Source organism: bacterium (assembly GCA_040753555.1).
Lineage (GTDB): Bacteria > UBA9089 > UBA9088 > UBA9088 > UBA9088 > JBFLYE01.
This window is the reverse complement of the sequence record JBFMDZ010000025.1, coordinates 1-20,520: the sequence shown is the minus strand read 5'-3', so window position 1 is coordinate 20,520 and position 20,520 is coordinate 1. Positions and strand designations below refer to the sequence as shown.

The 20,520-nt window shown below is 36.6% G+C and carries 17 protein-coding genes and 1 tRNA gene; 16 read left to right on the top strand and 2 right to left on the bottom strand.

Annotated features, from left to right (window positions below; genetic code table 11):
• Nucleotides 1-175: 175 nt before the first annotated feature.
• Nucleotides 176-2,059: an asparagine synthase (glutamine-hydrolyzing) gene (asnB, locus tag AB1630_03720; GenBank protein MEW6102917.1), complete on the bottom strand. Its 1,884-nt coding sequence runs from the start codon at nucleotides 2,057-2,059 to the stop codon at nucleotides 176-178.
• On the bottom strand, nucleotides 2,059-2,742 hold the full coding sequence (locus AB1630_03715) for a peptidylprolyl isomerase (GenBank protein MEW6102916.1): 684 nt from the start codon (nucleotides 2,740-2,742) through the stop codon (nucleotides 2,059-2,061). The genes asnB and AB1630_03715 overlap by 1 nt, the downstream gene beginning before the upstream one ends.
• A gap of 147 nt (nucleotides 2,743-2,889) precedes the next feature.
• On the opposite strand from AB1630_03715, the gene pyrH reads away from it, so the two are divergent.
• The 16 genes from pyrH (at nucleotide 2,890) to AB1630_03635 (ending at nucleotide 20,137) form a co-directional block, all read left to right on the top strand.
• Nucleotides 2,890-3,594, top strand: a complete 705-nt coding sequence (gene pyrH / locus AB1630_03710) for a UMP kinase (GenBank protein ID MEW6102915.1) — start codon at nucleotides 2,890-2,892, stop codon at nucleotides 3,592-3,594.
• Between the two features lie 3 nt (nucleotides 3,595-3,597).
• Nucleotides 3,598-4,152 (top strand): ribosome recycling factor, encoded by a 555-nt coding sequence (gene frr / locus AB1630_03705; GenBank protein MEW6102914.1) that lies wholly within the window; start codon nucleotides 3,598-3,600, stop codon nucleotides 4,150-4,152.
• A 412-nt stretch (nucleotides 4,153-4,564) separates the two neighbouring features.
• Nucleotides 4,565-5,803: a glutamate-1-semialdehyde 2,1-aminomutase gene (hemL, locus tag AB1630_03700; GenBank protein ID MEW6102913.1), complete on the top strand. Its 1,239-nt coding sequence runs from the start codon at nucleotides 4,565-4,567 to the stop codon at nucleotides 5,801-5,803.
• 64 nt (nucleotides 5,804-5,867) lie between these two features.
• Nucleotides 5,868-7,784 carry a molecular chaperone DnaK gene (dnaK, locus tag AB1630_03695; protein ID MEW6102912.1) on the top strand — a complete coding sequence of 639 codons (1,917 nt, stop codon included), beginning with the start codon at nucleotides 5,868-5,870 and terminating at the stop codon, nucleotides 7,782-7,784.
• A 39-nt stretch (nucleotides 7,785-7,823) separates the two neighbouring features.
• Nucleotides 7,824-8,957, top strand: a complete 1,134-nt coding sequence (locus AB1630_03690; GenBank protein ID MEW6102911.1) for an FIST N-terminal domain-containing protein — start codon at nucleotides 7,824-7,826, stop codon at nucleotides 8,955-8,957.
• A gap of 1 nt (nucleotide 8,958) precedes the next feature.
• On the top strand, nucleotides 8,959-9,489 hold the full coding sequence (locus tag AB1630_03685) for a GAF domain-containing protein (GenBank protein MEW6102910.1): 531 nt from the start codon (nucleotides 8,959-8,961) through the stop codon (nucleotides 9,487-9,489).
• Nucleotides 9,490-10,188, top strand: a complete 699-nt coding sequence (locus AB1630_03680; GenBank protein MEW6102909.1) for an isoprenyl transferase — start codon at nucleotides 9,490-9,492, stop codon at nucleotides 10,186-10,188.
• A 56-nt stretch (nucleotides 10,189-10,244) separates the two neighbouring features.
• On the top strand, nucleotides 10,245-11,060 hold the full coding sequence (locus AB1630_03675) for a phosphatidate cytidylyltransferase (protein MEW6102908.1): 816 nt from the start codon (nucleotides 10,245-10,247) through the stop codon (nucleotides 11,058-11,060).
• Nucleotides 11,046-11,118, top strand: a tRNA-Ala gene (locus tag AB1630_03670). Before AB1630_03675 ends, AB1630_03670 begins: the two co-directional genes overlap by 15 nt.
• A 194-nt stretch (nucleotides 11,119-11,312) precedes the next feature.
• On the top strand, nucleotides 11,313-11,591 hold the full coding sequence (locus AB1630_03665) for a hypothetical protein (GenBank protein MEW6102907.1): 279 nt from the start codon (nucleotides 11,313-11,315) through the stop codon (nucleotides 11,589-11,591).
• On the top strand, nucleotides 11,567-13,276 hold the full coding sequence (locus AB1630_03660; protein MEW6102906.1) for an ATPase, T2SS/T4P/T4SS family: 1,710 nt from the start codon (nucleotides 11,567-11,569) through the stop codon (nucleotides 13,274-13,276). The genes AB1630_03665 and AB1630_03660 overlap by 25 nt, the downstream gene beginning before the upstream one ends.
• A gap of 98 nt (nucleotides 13,277-13,374) precedes the next feature.
• Nucleotides 13,375-14,478 (top strand): type IV pilus twitching motility protein PilT, encoded by a 1,104-nt coding sequence (locus AB1630_03655; protein ID MEW6102905.1) that lies wholly within the window; start codon nucleotides 13,375-13,377, stop codon nucleotides 14,476-14,478.
• Nucleotides 14,479-14,599: 121 nt separating this feature from the next.
• Nucleotides 14,600-15,820 (top strand): type II secretion system inner membrane protein GspF, encoded by a 1,221-nt coding sequence (gspF, locus tag AB1630_03650; GenBank protein ID MEW6102904.1) that lies wholly within the window; start codon nucleotides 14,600-14,602, stop codon nucleotides 15,818-15,820.
• 101 nt (nucleotides 15,821-15,921) lie between these two features.
• Nucleotides 15,922-17,751, top strand: a complete 1,830-nt coding sequence (locus tag AB1630_03645) for an FAD-dependent oxidoreductase (GenBank protein MEW6102903.1) — start codon at nucleotides 15,922-15,924, stop codon at nucleotides 17,749-17,751.
• Between the two features lie 38 nt (nucleotides 17,752-17,789).
• A complete protein-coding gene (gene rimI, locus AB1630_03640; GenBank protein MEW6102902.1) occupies nucleotides 17,790-18,197 on the top strand; it encodes a ribosomal protein S18-alanine N-acetyltransferase in 408 nt (135 codons plus the stop codon).
• Complete coding sequence (locus tag AB1630_03635; protein ID MEW6102901.1) at nucleotides 18,194-20,137, top strand: DUF2723 domain-containing protein; 1,944 nt, start codon at nucleotides 18,194-18,196, stop codon at nucleotides 20,135-20,137. Before rimI ends, AB1630_03635 begins: the two co-directional genes overlap by 4 nt.
• Nucleotides 20,138-20,520 lie beyond the last annotated feature (383 nt).

Below are 20,520 nucleotides of genomic sequence, written 5' to 3'. Positions count from 1 at the left end.
GACAAAGAAACTAATAAGCATAAATTGATGGAGTTTAAGAAATAAAAGTGCCCTGTTTAAATAACAGAATTATAGAGATTTATCTTAAGCAAATTAGTATTTTTTAGGGTTTGTGATAATTCCTGTTTAATAATTTGCGTTACAATGCAGTAGTTACAATAAATGTAGTATTGGTTTATTTATCCACAAAAACATTGTGCCATATCTCTAAGAATAGAAGTGTCCAAATGGGATAGCCATAGTTTGTTTTGCCAGATGTATGCTCTGCAAGGATTCTCTTTATCTCATCCATATTAAAGTATCCCCTGTTTTTTGCCTTTTCACTTAACAGAATATCATAGATATAGCCTTTAAGCTCATTCCTAAACCACCTTGCAATCGGAACACCAAACCCCATCTTGCCCCTTTTAAGAATCTCCTTTGGAAGGATATTTGATATAGCCTTCTTTAAAATATACTTGCTTTTATTTTTTCTTAATTTCATATCAAAGGGAAGTTTTGAGACAAACTCAACAAGTTTATGGTCCAAAAATGGGCTTCTTGCCTCAAGGGAATTTGCCATAGATGCAATGTCTACCTTAACAAGAAGGTCATCTGGAAGATACATCATAAGGTCTGTAAAGGCTGTTTTTTCAAGGAAATCGTCTGTTGGTGCTATGTTATAAAGGGAAAGAAGAAGCGTTAATGAGTCAATATTTTCTATTTTTTCCTTCATTAGAGGAGAATAGAGCCTATCTTTTTCCTCATTTCTAAACATTGTTATCCAATCTCCATATCTTCTTCTTATTTCTGTAGATGTAGATATTGCACCCATAAATCTTTTTATCCTACGGACAATATCACTCCTTCCTCCTCCTTCGGGAATTTTTTTTATTACATTAAAGATTGCATCTCTTATAATTCTTGGAATCTTATCATAAGACAAGGAAATCTTACAGGCATAATATCTATCATATCCTGCGAATATCTCATCTCCTCCATCGCCATTTAGGGCAACTGTTACATATTTTCTTGTCATTTGTGAAAGGTAGTATGTAGGAATGGCTGATGAATCAGCATATGGCTCATTGTAAAACCAGGCAAGTTTTGGAAGGATATCAATAGCATCTGGCTTTACAATAAATTCCTGATGCTCTGTCCTAAAATGCTTTGCGACAACCCTTGCATAAGGAAGCTCTGAAAAATCCTCCTCCTCAAAGCCAATAGAAAATGTCTTAACAGGTCTATCCATTAAACCTGCCATAATAGCCACAATTGTTGATGAATCAATTCCACCAGAAAGGAATGCACCCAATGGAACATCTGATATAAGCCTTAATTTTATAGCCTCATTAAGAAGCCTTAAAATTTCTGATATTGCATCATTTTCACTTATCTTAAGTTTCGGTTTATATTCTGGCATCCAATATCTCTCTATCCTCTCTTTTCCATCCTCAAAAACAAGAATAGATGCAGGAGGAAGCTTCTTTATATCCTTAAATATTGTCCAAGGAGATGGGATATATCCATAGCTTAAATAATGGTGAATGGCAATTGGGTCTATTTCTTTTGAAATTTCTTTATCACAAAGGATAGATTTTATCTCTGATGCAAAGAGAAATGAGCCATTTTGTCTTGTATAGACAAGGGGTTTTTTTCCAAGCCTATCACGGCTAAGGAATAACCTCTTTTTCTCATTATCCCATATAGCAAAGGCAAACATGCCCCGCAAATATTTTACACAATCAATCCCATAATCCTCATAGAGATGGATGATTGTTTCTGTATCAGAATGTGTTTTGAAAGAATGGTTTTTTATAAGCCCTTCCTTTAATTCCTGAAAGTTATATATCTCGCCATTAAATACAATCCATATCTTTCCATTTTCATTTGACATTGGCTGATGTCCAAAGGAAAGATCAATGATTGAAAGCCTTCTGTGTCCTAATCCAATCTCGCCTTCAATGTATATTCCAGAATCATCAGGCCCTCTGTGGGAAAGGACATCCGTCATTTTTTCTAAGAGGGATTTGTCTACAGGAGAGCCGTTAAGGTTTAATTTTCCGCAAATTCCGCACACTATGGTCTTTCTATGGTTACTTTTTCCATTATAACATCCTTTATTGGCTTGTCTCTCTCGCCCCTTTCAACCTGGGAGATTTTAACAACAACATCCATTCCCTTAATTACTTGACCAAAAATTGAATGCTTTCCATCAAGCCAGGGGGTTGGTGCTACGGTTATAAAAAATTGAGAGCCGTTTGTATTTGGACCTGCATTTGCCATTGAGAGGATTCCCGGCTTATCGTGCTTTAAATCAGGATAAAATTCATCAGCAAATACATAGCCTGGTCCTCCTCCACCTGTTCCTGTTGGGTCTCCTCCCTGAATCATAAAACCAGGTATTACCCTATGGAATATAACACCATTATAAAACCCGCTCTCTGCCAGCTTTACAAAGTTTGCTACTGTGTTTGGTGCCTCTTCAGAGAATAGCTCCAAAACAATCTCACCGATGGTTGTCTTTATCCTTGCCTTCAATGGCTTCACCTCCTGGATTTGGAAAGATTGAACCCATCCTGTAATGTTTATTTTTGTCCAGGTTCCAGATTTCTCCAGAACCTTTGCCTTTCCAAGCAAGGTTGCTATCCTTGTCTCTGTTCCCTTTCCCTCATATACTCCTACCCCTCCCTTCTTTGGGCAAACCTTTATTGAATAACAAAGGCTTGCTCCTATCATAAATAATAAAAAAAATTTTTTCATAAAAGATATATTAAGCTTTAATATGGAAATAAGTCAAATCTTTTAGGGTTTTTACAAATTTTCTTTCGCTTTTTTCATTGTTTTCCTTAAAATTAGCTAAAAACATATACTTTACTTTATTTGGTAAAATTTTATATAATTTAGCCAATGTATAAAAGGGTTCTTCTTAAGATGTCGGGAGAGATTTTGTCAAAGGATATTGGGTATGGAATGGATAGAGAAAAGGCAATTTCCATATCCTATGAGCTAAAGGAAATCAAGGAGCTTGGTGTGGATATTGCCATAAGTATGGGTGGTGGAAACCTCTTTAGGGGAATAGACAAGGATGCAAAAGGGATGGAGAGGGCTACGGCTGATTATATAGGAATGCTTGCAACCTTAATGAATTCATTATTTCTTCAGGATTCGTTAGAGAAAACCGGCACACCCTGTAGGGTTCTTTCAAGCCTTGAGATGGAAAAGGTTGCAGAGCCATACATAAGGAGGAGGGCAATAAGACATTTAGAGAAGGGGCGTATTGTTATATTTGCCTGCGGAACAGGAAATCCATTCTTCTCAACAGATACAGCGGCAGCATTGCGGGCTGCAGAGATAAATGCCGATGTTCTCCTTAAAGCAACAAAGGTTGAGGGTATTTATAGTGGAGATCCTTTTATAGATAAAACATCTACAAAATATGATGAGCTGACATATATGGATGTTTTAAGGGATGATTTAAAGATAATGGATGCATCTGCTATTTCTCTATGCAGAGAAAATAATCTTGCTATTGTTGTATTTAATATTTTACAAAAGGGGAATATGAAAAAGGCAATAATGGGAGAAAAAATCGGAACCATTGTAAGGAGGTAAAGAATGGAAAAGGTAATAAAAGATGCAAGGGAGAAGATGGAGGGAGTTGTTAAATCCTGCAAGGATGAGCTTTCTCATATAAGGACAGGAAGGGCATCTGCTAGCCTTATTGAGCATATCAAGGTAGAATGCTATGGAAGATTTCTTCCAATAAATCAGCTTGCAAGCATATCTATCCCTGATGCAAAGCAGATTGTTATAAGCCCCTGGGATAAAACACAAGAAAAGGCAATCACAAAGGCAATTATGAATGCCAACATTGGATTACATCCAACATCTGACGGCGAAATAATAAGGCTTAGTATTCCTCCTTTAACAGATGAGAGGAGAAAAGAGCTGGATAAAATGGTAAAGGCTCTAGTTGAGGAAAAGAGGGTATCTATAAGGAATATAAGGCATGAGCTAAACCATAAAATTGACGAAAGGAAGAAAAACAAAGAAATGGGAGAGGACGATGCATTTAGGCTAAAAGATGAGATACAAAAGGAGACAGACGGTTATATAAAAAGAGTAGATGACCTCCTTTTACAAAAAGAAAAGGAAATAATTGAAAGGTAATACCGCAATTATTATTGCTGGTCTAAATGGCTAAATAAAATTATGTATGTGTTTAGAACCACGGTATGTGTTGAGCTTCCCTAATATGTGTTGAGCTTCCTTTATGCTAAAGAGCCAGAAATCGCTTTGTTTAATTGTATGTTTAGCGAAGCTAAACACGTACATAAATTTTAAAAATCCGAAGCACGAAGCACGAAACAATATCTAAATTCAAAATTCTAAACATAAGCGTTCGTTCCTCTAAATTATATTGTTTTGAATTTTCAATTTTAGTCATTTGAATTTGTTTTAAGATTTCGGATTTCAGGAAGGTTGTGGATAAGGTTCCTTAAATTTGACAAATCTGTAAGCCTTATAATAAACTATAACCATAGACATTAAAAAAAAAGCTAAAAATGCAAAACAAATATGTATGAAAGACCTATATCAAAAAGCCCTTCAATATATCCCGGGTGGTGTAAATAGTCCAGCAAGGGCTTTTAGGGCTGTTAAACAAAAGCCAATATTTATTGAAAAAGGGGAAGAATCTTACCTTTTTGATAGAGAAGGAAAGAAATACATAGATTATTGCCTCTCTTTTGGTGCAATTATATTGGGTCATAGCGAAAAAAGGGTTTGTAAGGCTATAAAAGATGCAATAGACAAAGGATGTGGTTTTGGCTTATCAACAGAAAATGAGGTTGTTTTATCCCAAATAATTTGCAAGGCAATTCCATCTATTGAGAAGATAAGGCTTGTTAATTCTGGAGCAGAGGCTGTTATGTCTACTATAAGGCTTAGCAGGGGATGGACAAAAAGGGATAAAATAATAAAGTTTGAGGGAGGTTATCATGGATGTGTTGACAGCCTTCTTGTATCCTGTGGTTCATCCTTAACAACACTTGGGATTCCAACAAGCTCTGGTATTCCAGAGGATTTTTTAAAAACAACGATTGTCCTTCCATATAACGATATTCATTCATTTAGGGCAATAATTGAAAAATATTATAGCGAAATTGCCGCTGTTATTATAGAGCCAGTTGCTGGAAATATGGGCGTTATCCCTGCATCTTTGGAATTTTTAAAGGTTTTAAGGGAAGAAACAGAAAAATATAAAATCCTCCTTATCTTTGATGAGATAATTACAGGATTTAGGCTGTGCTTTGGTGGATTTCAAAATATTATTGGAATAAAACCAGATTTTACCTGCCTTGGAAAGATAATTGGAGGAGGCTTACCTATTGGTGCTTATGGTGGAAGGAAGGAAATAATGGATTGTCTTGCACCAGATGGCACCTGCTTTTCTGCTGGAACATTTTCAGGAAATCCAATTGTTACATCTGCCGGCATTTCTGTCTTAAGTATTTTAAAAAAAGAAGACCCATATCAGGAACTTACCGAAAAGACAAAATACCTTTTAGAAAGCTGTAATAAATCTGTCAAAATAAATCAAGTTGGCTCAATGTTCACCCTATTTTTTACAGAAAAAGATGTTTTTTCTCTAGCTTCTGCAAAATCCTCTGATTGCGAAAGATTTGCCAATTTCTTCAAATGCCTGCTAAAAGAGGGAATCTATTTTCCTCCATCCCAATTTGAGGCCTGCTTCTTATCAACATCTCACAGCAATAAAGATATAGAAAAAACAAAGAAGGCAATAAAACAAATTTTATAATTTTCCTTGCAAAATGTTTGGTTTTTTTATAAAATTTTAATAAAAAAAGGGGTGATGTTATAAAATGTCAAAGGTAATAGGCATTGATTTAGGAACAACAAATTCCTGTATGGCTATAATTGAAGGCGGTGAGCCAAAGGTTATAGCAAATATAGAGGGAGGAAGGACAACGCCCTCTGTTGTTGGCTTTACAAAGGAGGGAGACAGGCTTGTAGGTCAGCTTGCAAAACGCCAGGCTGTTGTTAATCCAGAAAATACCGTATATTCCATAAAAAGATTTATGGGAAGAAAGCATAGCGAGGTTGGAAGGGAGATATCTGAGGTTCCCTTTAAGGTTGTCCCGGCAGATAATGGAGATGCCTGGGTGATGACAAAGGATAAAAAATATTCTCCACCAGAGGTCTCTGCGATGATACTTAAGAAATTAAAAGAGGATTGCGAGGCATATTTGGGTGAAAAGATAACACAGGCTGTTATCACTGTCCCAGCATATTTCAATGACAGCCAGAGACAGGCAACAAAGGATGCAGGAAAAATTGCAGGATTAGAGGTTTTAAGGATAATCAATGAGCCAACAGCCGCATCATTGGCATATGGCTTGGATAAAAAGGGAAGGAATGAAAAGATTGCTGTATATGATTTAGGTGGCGGAACATTTGATATATCCATCCTTGAGCTTGGCGAGGGCGTCTATGAAGTAAAGTCAACAAATGGCGATACACACCTGGGAGGAGATGATTTTGACCAGAGGATAATTGATTGGCTTGCTGATGAATTTCAAAGGGAGCAGGGAATAGATTTAAGGAAGGATAGGGTTGCCCTGCAAAGGCTAAAGGAGGCAGCAGAAAAGGCAAAATGTGAGCTTTCAACAACCCTTTCGTCTGAGATAAACCTTCCATTTATAACAGCAGATGCAACAGGACCAAAGCATCTAACCATAACATTAACAAGGGCAAAGCTTGAGCAATTGGTGGATGACCTTATTGAGAGAACAAGGAAGCCCTGCTTAAATGCCTTAAAAGATGCAGGTTTAAGTGCGGATGATATAAATGAGGTTGTCCTTGTTGGTGGGCAGATAAGAATGCCAAAGGTTCAGGAGCTTGTAAAGGAGCTGTTTAAAAAGGAGCCTCATAAGGGTGTGAATCCAGATGAGGTGGTTGCTGTAGGTGCGGCAATACAAGCTGGTGTTTTAAAGGGAGAGGTAAAAGATGTCCTTCTTTTGGATGTAACACCATTATCTTTGGGCATTGAGACATTGGGTCAAGTATTTACAAAGCTTATTGATAGAAATACAACAATTCCAACAAAGAAGAGCCAGATATTCTCAACAGCAGAGGATAACCAGAATGCTGTAACAATCCATGTTCTTCAGGGAGAAAGGGCTTATGTATATGATGATGGGATGAAGAGCCTGGGAAGGTTTGACCTTATTGGCATCCCTCCAGCACCAAGGGGATTTCCCCAGATAGAGGTTACATTTGACATTGATGCAAATGGTATTATGCATGTTTCTGCAAAGGATTTGGGAACAGGGAAGGAGCAATCCATAAGGATTCAGCCATCTTCTGGTCTTACAGATGATGAAATAAAAAGGATGGTAAGGGAGGCAGAGCTTCATGCAGAGGAGGATAAGAAAAAGAGGGAATTGCAAGAGGAAAAAAACAAGGCTGATAATATAATCTATGCAACAGAGAAGGCATTAAAGGAATATGGAGATAAGGTATCTGCTGATGAAAAAAAGGCTATTGAGGATTCTATTTCTGCTTTAAAGGAAAAGATAAAGGGAGATGATAAAGCCGCAATAGAGAAGGGGATAGATGAGCTTTTAAAAACCTCGCAAAAGCTTGGTGAGGCTGTTTATAGGGAGGCACAAGCAAAAGCAGGGCAACAAACACAAACAGGAACCCAAACTCAGGCTGAGCCTCCAAAAGAGGAAAAGAAAGAAGATGTAATTGAAGGGGAATATAAAGTTGAAGAATGAAAATTTAAAATTTATAATTTAAAATTAAGCGAAGCGACAATGGAATTCGGAATAGGCGTATCAAAGAATAGGGATTCAATAAAGGCAGGAAAGGAGGCTGTTTCAGAAGCCCTTTCTTCTATTAAAAAGCCAGACCTTATTATCCTCTTTGCATCAACAATATTTGATATAGAAGCTCTTGTCTCTTCTGTATTTCTTGCATCTTCTAAAGCACCTATGATTGGATGCACAACCTCTGGCGAGATAAAGGATGATATTTTATTTGGCTCCTCTCTTGTGATTGCTGTAAAATGTGAGAATGGGGAAGGGATAGAGGCAAGAGGGATTGAGGATATCTATAAAAATCCAAGGGAGGCTGGTCAAGGGATTGTAAGTGATGAATATAAAAAGGGTTTTTTGCTTGTTTTATCAGATGGGCTTTTTCCACAAACAAGCCTCGTGGTAAAGGGGATAAACGATTACCTTTCTCCCTGCATTTCGTTAGGAGGTGCATTAGCAGGAGATGACCTAAAAAGAAATAAAACATATCAATTCCTGAATGGAAAGATATTCACCCAAGGCCTGGTTTCTGCATTTTTTAAAACATCTGCAAGAATTAAAACATCCTTAAGACATGGCTTTTCTCCCAAATCTCCACCCTTAAGGGTAACATCATCAAAGGAGAATGTAATATATCAGATTGATAGCCATAGGGCATCAAAGGTCTATTTGGAGTTTTTGGGTCTTTCTGAGGATGAGCTTGCCTTTGGCTCTCCTATTGATATTAAGGAGGTCAGGAATTCTCCCATTGGTATCCCTCAAACAACAGGCGATTACAAGATAAAATCATTTTTAGAGTTTAGAAAGGATGGCTCAATCGCTTGTGATTCATATATTCCAGAGAATTCAATAATTCGCATATTAGGTCAGAATCCCTCATCGCTTATCAATGCAGGTCATGAGGCTATTAGTGATGCTATTTCAGAAATTCATCCCAAGATTGTTTTTCTTTTCCCCTCATCATACAGGATGTTAATTTTAGGTGAGGATGCAAAGAATGAGATAGATGAAATTAAGAAAGAGACAAAGGATGTTCCGATGATTGGGTTTTATGGCTATGGTGAAATAGGTCCATTAAGGACACATAGGTCTGATTTTCATAATAAGTCCATTGGAGTATTGGCGATAGAATAAAATGAAAGAAGATGCATTGGAAAAAGAGGGGGATTTAGAAAAACAAATAGCCCTGCTTTCCATTCTTTATTCAACAGCTGTCTGGAAGATTCAGGGAGAAACAGAAGATGAGATTATGAGGATTGGCCTAGATAGGATAAACGAGGTTTTAAAGCCAGAGATTGCGGCAATATTGGCTTTAAGGGATGGATTTTTAAGGATTGTAGCAGGAACAGGAATTCCAAAAGGTGTCTGTGAAAAGACAAAGATAGAGATAGGCGTTGGTACCTGTGGAGAGGTATTTCTTACAGGAAGGCCTATAGCAATCCCCTCTCTTTCAAAGGACCCATCATTTATTGACCCATTTGTTAAGGAAGTGCCTGTAAAAAGTGTTTTCTGCTATCCAATAAGGATAGAGGATAGTATTGTCGGCGTTGTATGGCTTGGATTTTTATCCTCTCATCCTCCTTTGAAAGAAGAGGAATGGCTTGTTTCTTTAGTAGCTGAAAGGCTTGCATTGAGCCTGCAAATCCATAGGCTAAAGAATCTATAAATGAGTCTCCCTAAACATATTGCTATAATTATGGATGGAAATGGGAGGTGGGCATTAGAAAGAAATCTTCCAAGGATAGCTGGACATAGGGAGGGAATGAAGGCAGTGGAGCGGATAATTAAAGCTGCATCAGACCTTGGGATTAAGGTTCTTACCCTTTATGCCTTCTCTACAGAAAATTGGAAAAGGCCAGAAAATGAGGTGTCGTTTTTGATGAATCTTTTTTGTGAGTATATAAAAAAGAAAATAGAAGGGCTGATGAAAAATAATGTTAAGATAAGAACCTGCGGCGAAATTAAAAAGCTTCCAAAAAAGGTATTAAGCCTATTAGAGGATGCTTGTAATAAAACAAAAGAAAATAAAGGGCTTATTTTGAATATTGCCTTAAATTATGGAGCAAGGGATGAGATAGTAAGGGCTTGTAAGAAGATTGCAGAAAAGGCATTAAAGGGTGAGATTAAATTAGATGAAATAGACGAAAGGCTTATCTCCTCATCCCTTGATACTTATCCATTACCTGACCCTGACCTTCTTATAAGGACAAGCAAAGAGATGAGAATAAGCAATTTTCTTCTTTGGCAGATAGCGTATGCAGAGATTTGGATAACGCCAGTTTTTTGGCCTGATTTTAATAAGGAGCATCTTATGGAGGCAATAAAGGATTATCAGGAGAGGAAAAGGAGGTTTGGAGGAATATGATAAAAATGCAAAAATCAAAATGCAAAATTCAAAATTGTGGTAAAATTTATTAAATAATGAAGAAATTTTTTGCACCGTTGCTTTTCCTTCCATTTTTGGCTTATACAACATTTATAGAGGAGAGGATATTTTTTACAATTTTAATAGGCTCTGTTATCCTCCTTGGGCTATTTGAATTCTACAATATGGTTCAAAAAGAGGATTGGTGGTTTTTAGGTCTTTTGGTTGGAATTCTTCTTATAGGAAGTGCCTCTTTGGATTATAAATATCCATTCTTTCTCTCTTTTCTTTCAAATTCATTCTATGGAGCCATTATTTCATTTTTCATCCTTCTTCTTCTCTTTTTTGGAATTTTTATAAAAAGGATTATTTTAATCATAACAAACAATAGCATCATTGCCGTTATCTTTGGCATTTTTTATATCGGATGGCTAACAAGCCACCTTATTCTTATAAGAGGTCTTTTCAATGGAAGTTTTTATCTTCTATATCTTTTCTCTGTTGTTTGGTCTGCTGATGGAGGTGGATGGCTCATAGGAAAGCACCTTGGAAAACACAGAAATATATTTCCCATATCTCCAAATAAATCTATTGAAGGGCTCATTGGAGCCATTGTTTCCTCTGTTGCTATCTCCATTTTTATTGGGCATTATATTGGCTTTTCTCTGCTTAAAAGAACACTCTTTGGGATATTATTTGCCTTTATTGGTCTATTTGGAGACCTTGCCGAATCAATCTTTAAGAGAAATGTTGGAAAAAAGGATTCTGATTCTTGGATATCCGAATATGGTGGAATCCTTGATGTATTTGATTCAATTATTATATCAGCCCCTATTTTTTATTACCTTATTTTATTGGGGGGCGTAGTTTAATTGGGAGAGCGTATCCTTCGCATGGATAAGGTTGGGGGTTCAAATCCCCTCGCCTCCAGGTGTAAAAAATTGAAGAATGAAGGAAGGGGATTTGAAGCCCGAAGCTTTAGCGAAGGGCCGAACTATTAGATTTTGTTGTGCATCTTTGCGACTAGGCAGGAGTAAAGGGCACTAGAAAATCTTATAGTTCAAATTCCCTCGCCTCCAATTGTTCACTTGACTTTTTAGGATTGTTTTTGTAAAATAGTAAAAATGACAGAGGATTGGCAGATAAATGTGGAAGTGAAGGCAACCCTTGTAAAAAGGTTTGTGGATACAAAGACGGTTAATGTTTCAACGAGTAATGGTTGTATTCTTGTGAAAGGTGAGTTAAGTTTTATGGGAGGAAATGTTAAAGAAGAAGATATACCACTTATGCTTTTAAAGATTGAAAAGGATATAAAATATATAAAAGGTGTAAAGGACATTAAGATAAATTTTAAAGATTGGGTAAAGGTGAATGAAAGATGGGTGAACCTCAAAGAAGTTTAAAAGGAAAGCATTTAATTGGAAATATGCTTGTTGAGGCAAGGCTTATTACAAAAGAGGGTCTTGAGAAGGCAATATTAGAACAAAAAAAGACAAATGAGCAATTTTCAAGGGTATTGATAAGATTAGGCTTAATAGAGGAAGAAGCCCTTGTTGCATTTTTGGGAAGCAAGTTTAATATTCCATATATTGACCTTTCAAAAGCACCAATTGACATCCTCGCTGTTTCCCTTATCAGATATGAAATAGCAAAGAAATACCTTCTCTTTCCCTATGCAAAGGAGGATTCTGTTTTAAAGGTTGCAATGGTTGACCCCTTAAATGCTACTGTTATAAATGAGCTTGTTGTAGAGACAGGCTATCAAATAAAACCAAATATTGCATCAGAGGCAGGCGTAAGAAATGCCATTAAAAATTATTATGAAAGTGGTATGGATGAAAAGAAGATAAAGGAATTGCCAAAAAAGAAGGTTGAGGTCAAGGTTGTTGCTGATGAGATGAATATAGACAAAATTATGCGTCAAGGCTCTGAGGCACCCTTAATAAACCTTGTCAATCATCTATTAACAGAGGCTGTTAAATCAAAGGCATCCGATGTCCATATTGAACCCTATGAACATTCTTTAAGGATAAGGTATAGAATAGATGGTGTCCTTTATGAGGTTGCCTCTCCACCAAAAGAGCTTCTTCATCCACTTATTTCAAGGATAAAGATTATGTCAGAGATGGATATTTCAGAGCGTAGGCTTCCTCAAGATGGAAGGGCAAAGCTTAGGGTTGAGGGAAGGGAGGTAGATTTTAGGGTTTCAACCCTTCCAACAAATTTTGGTGAGAAATCCGTGATAAGGATTTTGGATTCTTCAAATTTATGCGTTGACCTTACATCATTAGGCTTTGAACCAGATGCTTTGGCTATATTTGAAAAGAATATAAATATTCCACATGGAATGATATTGGTTACAGGTCCAACAGGAAGTGGAAAGACAACAACCCTATATTCTGCCTTAAGAAGCATAAATACACCGGATAAGAATATTATGACAATAGAAGACCCTGTTGAATTTGTTCTTGGTGGCGTTAATCAGGTTCAGGCAAAGGCCGATATTGGATTTGATTTTGCATCTGGTTTAAGGTCATTTATGAGGCAGGACCCTGATATTATCCTCGTTGGTGAGATAAGGGATAGGGAAACAGCAGAGGTTGCTATAAATGCCGCCTTAACCGGACATCTGGTTTTTTCAACCCTTCACACAAATGATGCAGCTGGTGCTGTAACAAGGCTTGTTAATATGGGCGTTGAGCCGTTTTTAATAGCTTCAACAGTAGTTATGGTTGTTGCCCAGAGGCTTGTTAGAAAGCTTTGCAATTGTAAGGTTGCCTATGAGGTTCCTGGAGAAAGCGTAAGGGGTATGGGAATAGATGTTTGGGAGAATGTTGTTACATTATATAAGCCTGGTGGATGCGAAAGGTGTGTAAATATCGGTTATAAGGGAAGGGCTGGTGTATATGAAATTCTTGTTGTAAATGAGCAGATAAAGGAGCTAATTATTCATAGAGAGTCATCACATATCATCTATAAAGCCGCTGTTGATAGTGGAATGATAACCTTAAGGGAAGCAGCTGTTAGAAAGGTTCTTTCTGGAGCTACATCAGTAGATGAGATGATGAGGATAACATCGGAAGCGTAATGGAGAAAATTGCAAAATGCAAAAGTCAAAATGCAAAACAAAAATGGCTCTAGGGTCTAGGTTTTTAGTTTTGCGTTTTTAGTTTTAAGTTTCCTAAGATGCTTACAATGGAGTTTTTGGTGCATGAGATGGTTGAGAGGGGAGCCTCTGACATCCATCTTGTTATTGGTGCTCCTCCACAGCTTAGGGTTGATGGTGTAATGACACCAATTGAGGGAACCGAAAGGCTTATGCCAGATGCCTCTCAACAGCTTATATATTCTGTCCTTACAGATGAGCAAAAAAGAAGGTTTGAGGAGGAGAATGAGCTTGATATATCATTTGGTGTTAAGGATGTTGGAAGGATAAGGATGAATGTCTTTAGACAAAGGGGAACAATAGGAGCAGCTTTAAGGGGAATTCCTAATGAGATACCATCATTTGATCAGCTTGGCGTCCCTCCTGTTGTAAAAAAGATTGTAGAATTTCCCGTTGGACTTGTTCTTGTTACAGGTCCAACAGGAACAGGAAAATCAACAACATTGGCAGCTATGATTGATTATCTTAATACAAATAAGAAATCGCATATCATTACTGTTGAAGACCCAATTGAATTTTTACACCGCCATAAAAGCTGCCTTGTTGTCCAAAGGGAAGTAGGAGCTGATACAAAGTCATTTGCACAGGCTTTAAAGCATATGTTAAGACAAGACCCAGATATAATTCTTGTAGGTGAGATGAGAGACCTGGAAACAATCTCTGCCGCCCTTACAATAGCAGAAACAGGACATCTTGTTTTTGCAACCCTTCATACACCAGATGCTATTCAATCTGTAAATAGAATTATTGATGTCTATCCAGCCCATCAACAACAACAGGTTCGGGCACAGCTTTCCTTTGTCTTAAAGGCAACTCTATCTCAGTGTCTTATCCCCCATGCAAGTGGAAGGGGTAGGGTTGTTTGCTGTGAAATTCTTATTTCAACGCCAGCCATTGCAAATTTAATTAGGGATGGAAAGATTCACCAGGCATATACCATTATGCAGGCAGGAAAGCAATTTGGAATGCAGACAATGAATTCAGCATTGGTTGATCTATATAGAAAGGGAATGATTACCTATGAAAATGCCCTAATTCATTCCCAAGACCCAGAAGGTTTTAAAAAGATGGTTGCAGGAGGAGCAACCCAAGCACAGACAATGCTTAAGGCAGGAGGATATTAAAAATTTAAAATTTAAAACTAAAAATGCAAAATTGATGTAAAGATTTATTAAAAAATGGAGAAGTCAAAATTTAAATTAACATTAGTTTTTAGTTTTGAGTTTTAAGTTTTGAGTTTTTAAGATGGCGGTATTTTCTTATAAGGCAAGGGATGCAGGGGGCGCTTCTATCTCTGGAAAGATAGAGGCGGCTAATCTAAAAGAGGCATTAGGAAAACTTAGAGCACAAGGCTTAAGGGTCTTATCAACAGAAGCACAAAAGGGTATTGGTATTGAAGATCTACTTGATAAGATAAATATTTTAGATAAGCCTGGTTTGGGAGATAGGGTTATTTTTTCTCGTCAGCTTTCAACCCTTATCAATGCAGGCATCCCTGTTGTTCAATGCTTAAATATCCTTGTTGAACAGGCAAAAAAGAAATCCTTTCAGAAAATCTTAACAAATGTCCGAAGGGATATTGAGGGTGGTGAATTTATATCATCTGCTTTGGCAAAGTATCCATCCTGTTTTGATAGGCTTTATATAAGTATGGTTAAATCTGGTGAGATAGGCGGTGTTTTGGATGAGGTTTTGGAAAGAATTGCAACATACCTTGAGAATATTGCAGAGCTAAGGAGAAAGGTTATAGGTGCAATGGTTTATCCAGCAATGATTCTTCTTGTTGCTGTTGGTGTTGTTACATTCCTTCTTGTATTTGTCATTCCAAAATTTAAGGAGGTATTTGAGACATTTGGACAGAGCCTTCCAAAACCAACCCAGATATTGATAAATATATCTGATTTTCTTGTTCACTGGATATGGCTTGTTTTCCTTATAATAGCTATTATTGTTACTATAATAAATATAGTCATTAATAGGTCAGCTAAAGCAAGGCTACAATGGCATCGTATTATCCTTAAAATCCCTTTATTTGGTGACCTATTTAGAAAAATAGCCATTGCTAGATTTACAAGAACATTGGGAACCCTTGTTAGATCCGGTGTTCCAATCCTTGAAGCATTGGATATTGTTGCCCAGACATCTGGAAATAGGGTTGTTGAGCTTGCTATTATTGATGCAAGGAATGCCATTAAGGAGGGAGAGAGAATTTCAGACCCATTAAAGAGATCTGGCGTATTTCCTCCGATGGTTGTTCAGATGATATCTGTAGGAGAGGAGACAGGTGCTTTGGATGCAATGCTATTTAAGGCAGCTGATTACTATGATAGGGAGGTTGATGCAACGGTTGCTGCTTTATCCTCTATACTTGAGCCAGTAATGATTGTTATACTTGGAATAGTTGTTGGATTTATTGTTGTTTGTATGTATCTTCCAATATTCAGCCTCCCTGCGATGATAAAATAAAAGCTAAAAACTTAAAATTAAAAATGCAAAATTGTGGTAAAGATTTTTATAAAAATGTAAAACATCAGTTTTTGGTTTTAAGCTTTAAGTTTTGAGTTTTTATGGAGATCGCACCTTGTGTAGATAAGTGTCCAATTAACCTTCCTATTCCAGATTATATTAGGCTGACAAATGAGGGAAGGTTTAATGAGGCATATCTTTTAATTGCAAAAGAGGCTTGTATTCCCTCAATACTTGGAAGAATCTGCTTTCATCCCTGTGAGGATGCCTGTAGAAGAGGGGATGTTGATGAACCAATATCTATATGCAATATCAAAAGGTTTTTGGGAGATACCATCTCATCCCTTCCAAAGCAAAAGGTATTTCAAAAAGAGAGAATTGCGGTTATAGGAGGAGGTCCCTCTGGTCTTTCTTGTGCCTGGCATCTTCTTCAGCTAGGATATAGAGTGGATGTATTTGAAGAGAAAGAACAAGCTGGAGGGATGCCTTGTACTACCATTCCATCCTGGAGGCTTCCCCCGAATATTTTAAAAAAGGAGATTGAAAATCTTGTTAATGCCGGTCTTTCTATAAAAACAAATAAGAGATTTGGGGATGATTTTTCTTTGGATGACTTAAAAAAGGAATATGATGCTATTGTCATTGCTTGTGGTCTTCCTTTGAGTAGGGGAATAAAGGTAATTGATGGTGATGGTGTAATTCCTGCCCTAAAATTCCTTGAGGCAATAAAGTTTGAAGGTGGTGTTTCCCTTGGAAATAAGGTTTTGGTTATAGGTGGAGGCAATGTTGCCATTGATTGTGCAAGGGCATCTTTAAGGATGGAAAGGGATGTTTCCCTTATCTGCCTTGAGGATTATGAGAATATGCCCTGCTTTAAGGAGGAAAAAATAGAAGCAGAAGAGGAGGGAGTAAAAATTTTTCCTGGGTTTGGACCGAAGGAATTAGTAAGGAAAAATGGGAAAATAGAACAATTGGTTGTTATGAAGGTCTTGGAGCTATTTGATGAAAATAAAAGATTTTCTCCCAAATTTGATGAGAAAAAGACAAGAACATTTGATGTAGATACAATAATTATGGCTATTGGTCAGATGGCAGATTGGGATGCTTTAAAAAAGGGAGGCGTTACACAGGATATGTTGAAAGAAGATGGCTTTAATGGCTTATTTGCTTGCGGAGATATTGTTTTAGGCCCTTCAAATGTAGCTTCTGCAATTGCCTCAGGAAGAAGGACGGCTTTGGCTATTCATTGCTATTTTAAGTCAGAGGGTCAGAAGGTTAGAAAGTCAGAGGGTCGGGAGGTGGAATATAATCCAATATCGCCTATATCAGCCGAAGTATTACCCCTTATAGCTCACAAAGAAAGGGTAAAGCCAGAATGTTTAGAAATTGAGCAAAGGAGGGTTTCTTTTAATGAAATAGAGAAAACATATACATTGGATAATGTCTTTCTTGAGGCAGGTCGTTGCCTTTATTGTGGAAAAGGGCCAGAGCAGAAAAAAGAAACCTGTGCCCTCTGCCTTACCTGTATAAGGGTCTGTCCACTTAAGGGAATAAAAAGGGAAGAAAAGAGGGCATTGCCATCCTTAGAAGATTGCCAATCCTGTGGAATATGTGCAGGATTTTGTCCAGACAATGCAATAAGGCTTCCTGAAATTTTCCTAAAAGATAAATACCCAAGGAAGGTAACTATAGCTTGTTTTGATTGTCCCTCATATGATGCAATAAGGGTTCGCTGCATATTAAGCGTTGGAATTCCATTTTTCCTTTCCTTAATAGAGAAGGGTGTAGAGAAGCTTGCTATAGCACCTTGCAAAGATTTCTGTTTTGTTCCTTGTGCGAAACCATTTGTTTCTAAAATGATAAATAGGCTCTCTGGAATCTTAAAAGAGATAGGATTGGGGGATTGTATGTGTTTAGCTAAGCAGGAATAAAGAAAAAATAGGTGATTTCTGTATCTATCCATAAGCTTATGTATAATGATTTAAAGGAGGTATTGGAGATAGAAAATCTATCATTTGAAGACCCCTGGACAAAAGGGATGTTTGAGGAAGAGATGAAAAATGGAAGTTTTTATGTAGCAAAAGAGAATGGGAAAATTATAGGATATGGTGGATTTAGCATAGCAGAAGATGAGGTATCCCTTGTTAATCTTGCTATCCATCCATTGTATAGAAAAAAGGGTATAGGCTCTTTTCTTCTTGGTCTTATTATAAAAATTGCAAGGGAGGAGGGAGGAAAAAAGATGTTCCTTGAGGTAAGGAGAAAAAATTTAGGTGCAATATCGTTCTATAAGAAGCAGGGATTTATAGAAACAGGAATAAGAAAGAGCTATTATGATGGAGGAGAGGATGCTATTATAATGTCCTGTAAGCTATGAAAAAAGCCTTACAACCCCAAATTCAGAATCCCAAATTCCGAATCCCAATTACAATTTTAAGCTTCTTTATCCCATTTATTGTCTATCTAAAAACCCTATCACCAACACTTACATTTGGTGATGCTGGAGACCATGTAGCCTGTGGATATATCCTTGGCCTTGCCCATCCATCTGGATATTGTCTATATACAATAATTACAAAGCTTGCAAGCTATATCCCAATATCAAATATTGCAATGAGGATGGGTTTTATTACCATTGTTATATCAAGCTGTGCAATCTTTGTTTTATTCTTATCTTTAGAGCATATTTTAAAACACCCCGTCCCTTCGGGACACCCCTCTAAAAGAGGGGAAGACCAATATATTGCATTTTCTTCATCCCTTATCTTTGCTTTTTCATCAACCTTCTGGAAAATAGCAAGCTATATAAAGATTTACTCCCTCTTTGTGCTTTTTGTCTCTCTATGTTTTTACATAATTTTTATTTGGCATAGACAGAAAAAGAAAAAATACCTTTATCTCCTTGCCTTTATCTATGGATTGGCTGTTTCAAACCATAACCTCTCTGCTACAATATTTCCATCATTATTTTACCTTGTCTTTGTAACAGACAAAAGGGCATTTAAACCAAAAATCCTATTTAACCTTTTTCTCTTATTCCTGCTTGGATTTTCAATATACCTTTACCTTCCCATTAGGGCATTGGCAAAGCCAGAGATTGATTGGGGATTTCCTATTACCTTCAAGGCATTTGTTGATTATGTAACAATAGCAATGGCTAGAGAGAAAATGTTTTCCTCATTCTTTTTTAAGAATCTAAGTGAGCATATTGGTGTTGTTATAAAACAATTTTCATTTTTGCTTGTTTTTGTCGTTCCTGGATTTATAAGGCTTTTTAAGGAAAGGAGGCTTTTTTTCTTTATTCTCCTTACAATTATTGTTAATTCCTATTTTAGCCTTTCTGTCTATGCAAAGATTGAAGAGCTGGTTGATATGGAATCATATAACCTTCCAACATTTCTTTGCACCTCAATTTTAATAGGCTTTGGGATGAAATATATAATTGAATATTTTAAAAAAATCCCTCAATTTGTTTTTGTTTTATTGTTTATTATTTCATTATCATTTAATTATCATAAATCAGATTTCTCAAGGTATTATTTTGCCTATGATTTTGGAAGGAATCTATTAAAGCCCCTTCCAAATAATGCTATTTTATTTGACAGGATTGACCTTGAGGTATTTCCCCTGTGGTATTTTCAATGTGTTGAGGAAGTAAGAAGGGATGTTTCTATAATTCCCATACATTTCTTACAAAGACCCTGGTTTATGGAAAAGATTATTGAATTACACCCTTGGATATCCTCTCCTAAAACAATGGATATTTTAAAGACCCAAGATAAAATTTGGGCTGAAAGTAGGGAGATAATGGGAATGTATGAAAAGACAATGAGCGCAATTATTCAAAGCAATGAGGATAATCTTCCTATTTATTACACATTCTTTAGAAAGGATGAAAGGATAGATACACCATATATTGATAGGATAGAAAAGGATGGGCTTATTTATAGGCTAAAGCTTGGAATCTCAAATACAGTTCTTCCAAAGAATGAATATACATTTTCATATAGGGGTGTTTTTGATAAAACAAACAAGGATGTCTGGGCAAGGGAGATAATTTATAGCTATTCATATTACCATGCTGACCTTGGGCAATACTATCTTAATATGGGAAAGGCAGATAGTGCAATAAAAGAGCTTGAAATGGCGATTAAGTTTGACCCAAATAATTCAAGCTATATGGGTACATTGGGTGCGGCATATGGCGTTGTTGGAAGGTTTAAAGATGCTTGCTCTATTTTAGAAAAGGCATTGGAGAAAGAACCAAATAATGAGGTCTTTAAGGAATATCTTGAAATGGCAAGGAGAAGGTTATAGAACAACCCGTTAAAATGGATTTTTCTATTTTTTTTAACATTAATCATCAATGTATACCAAAAATCAATTGAATTTCAAGCAAACCCTTTTGTTAAAGGGTTAAGGTTAAGATGCCTGACTACTGTTTAACCAAAAAGTTTGCAAACCATTTTTGTTTTAGCATAACACAAAAAAACCAATTTTATTTCAGTATATTTTCCTATATTTCGCTACCTTTGTCCAGAATTACCTTCTAAACAGGATATATTATATTAATTATACCAAAAAGCAATTCGTTTGCGAAAAAGTATTAAGCAAAAAAGGAAAAATGCCGATATTATATATATGAAAGACTTTCTAAAAGAAGAAGAAAAAAAGATTTTAAGAGAGAAGCATTATGGGGT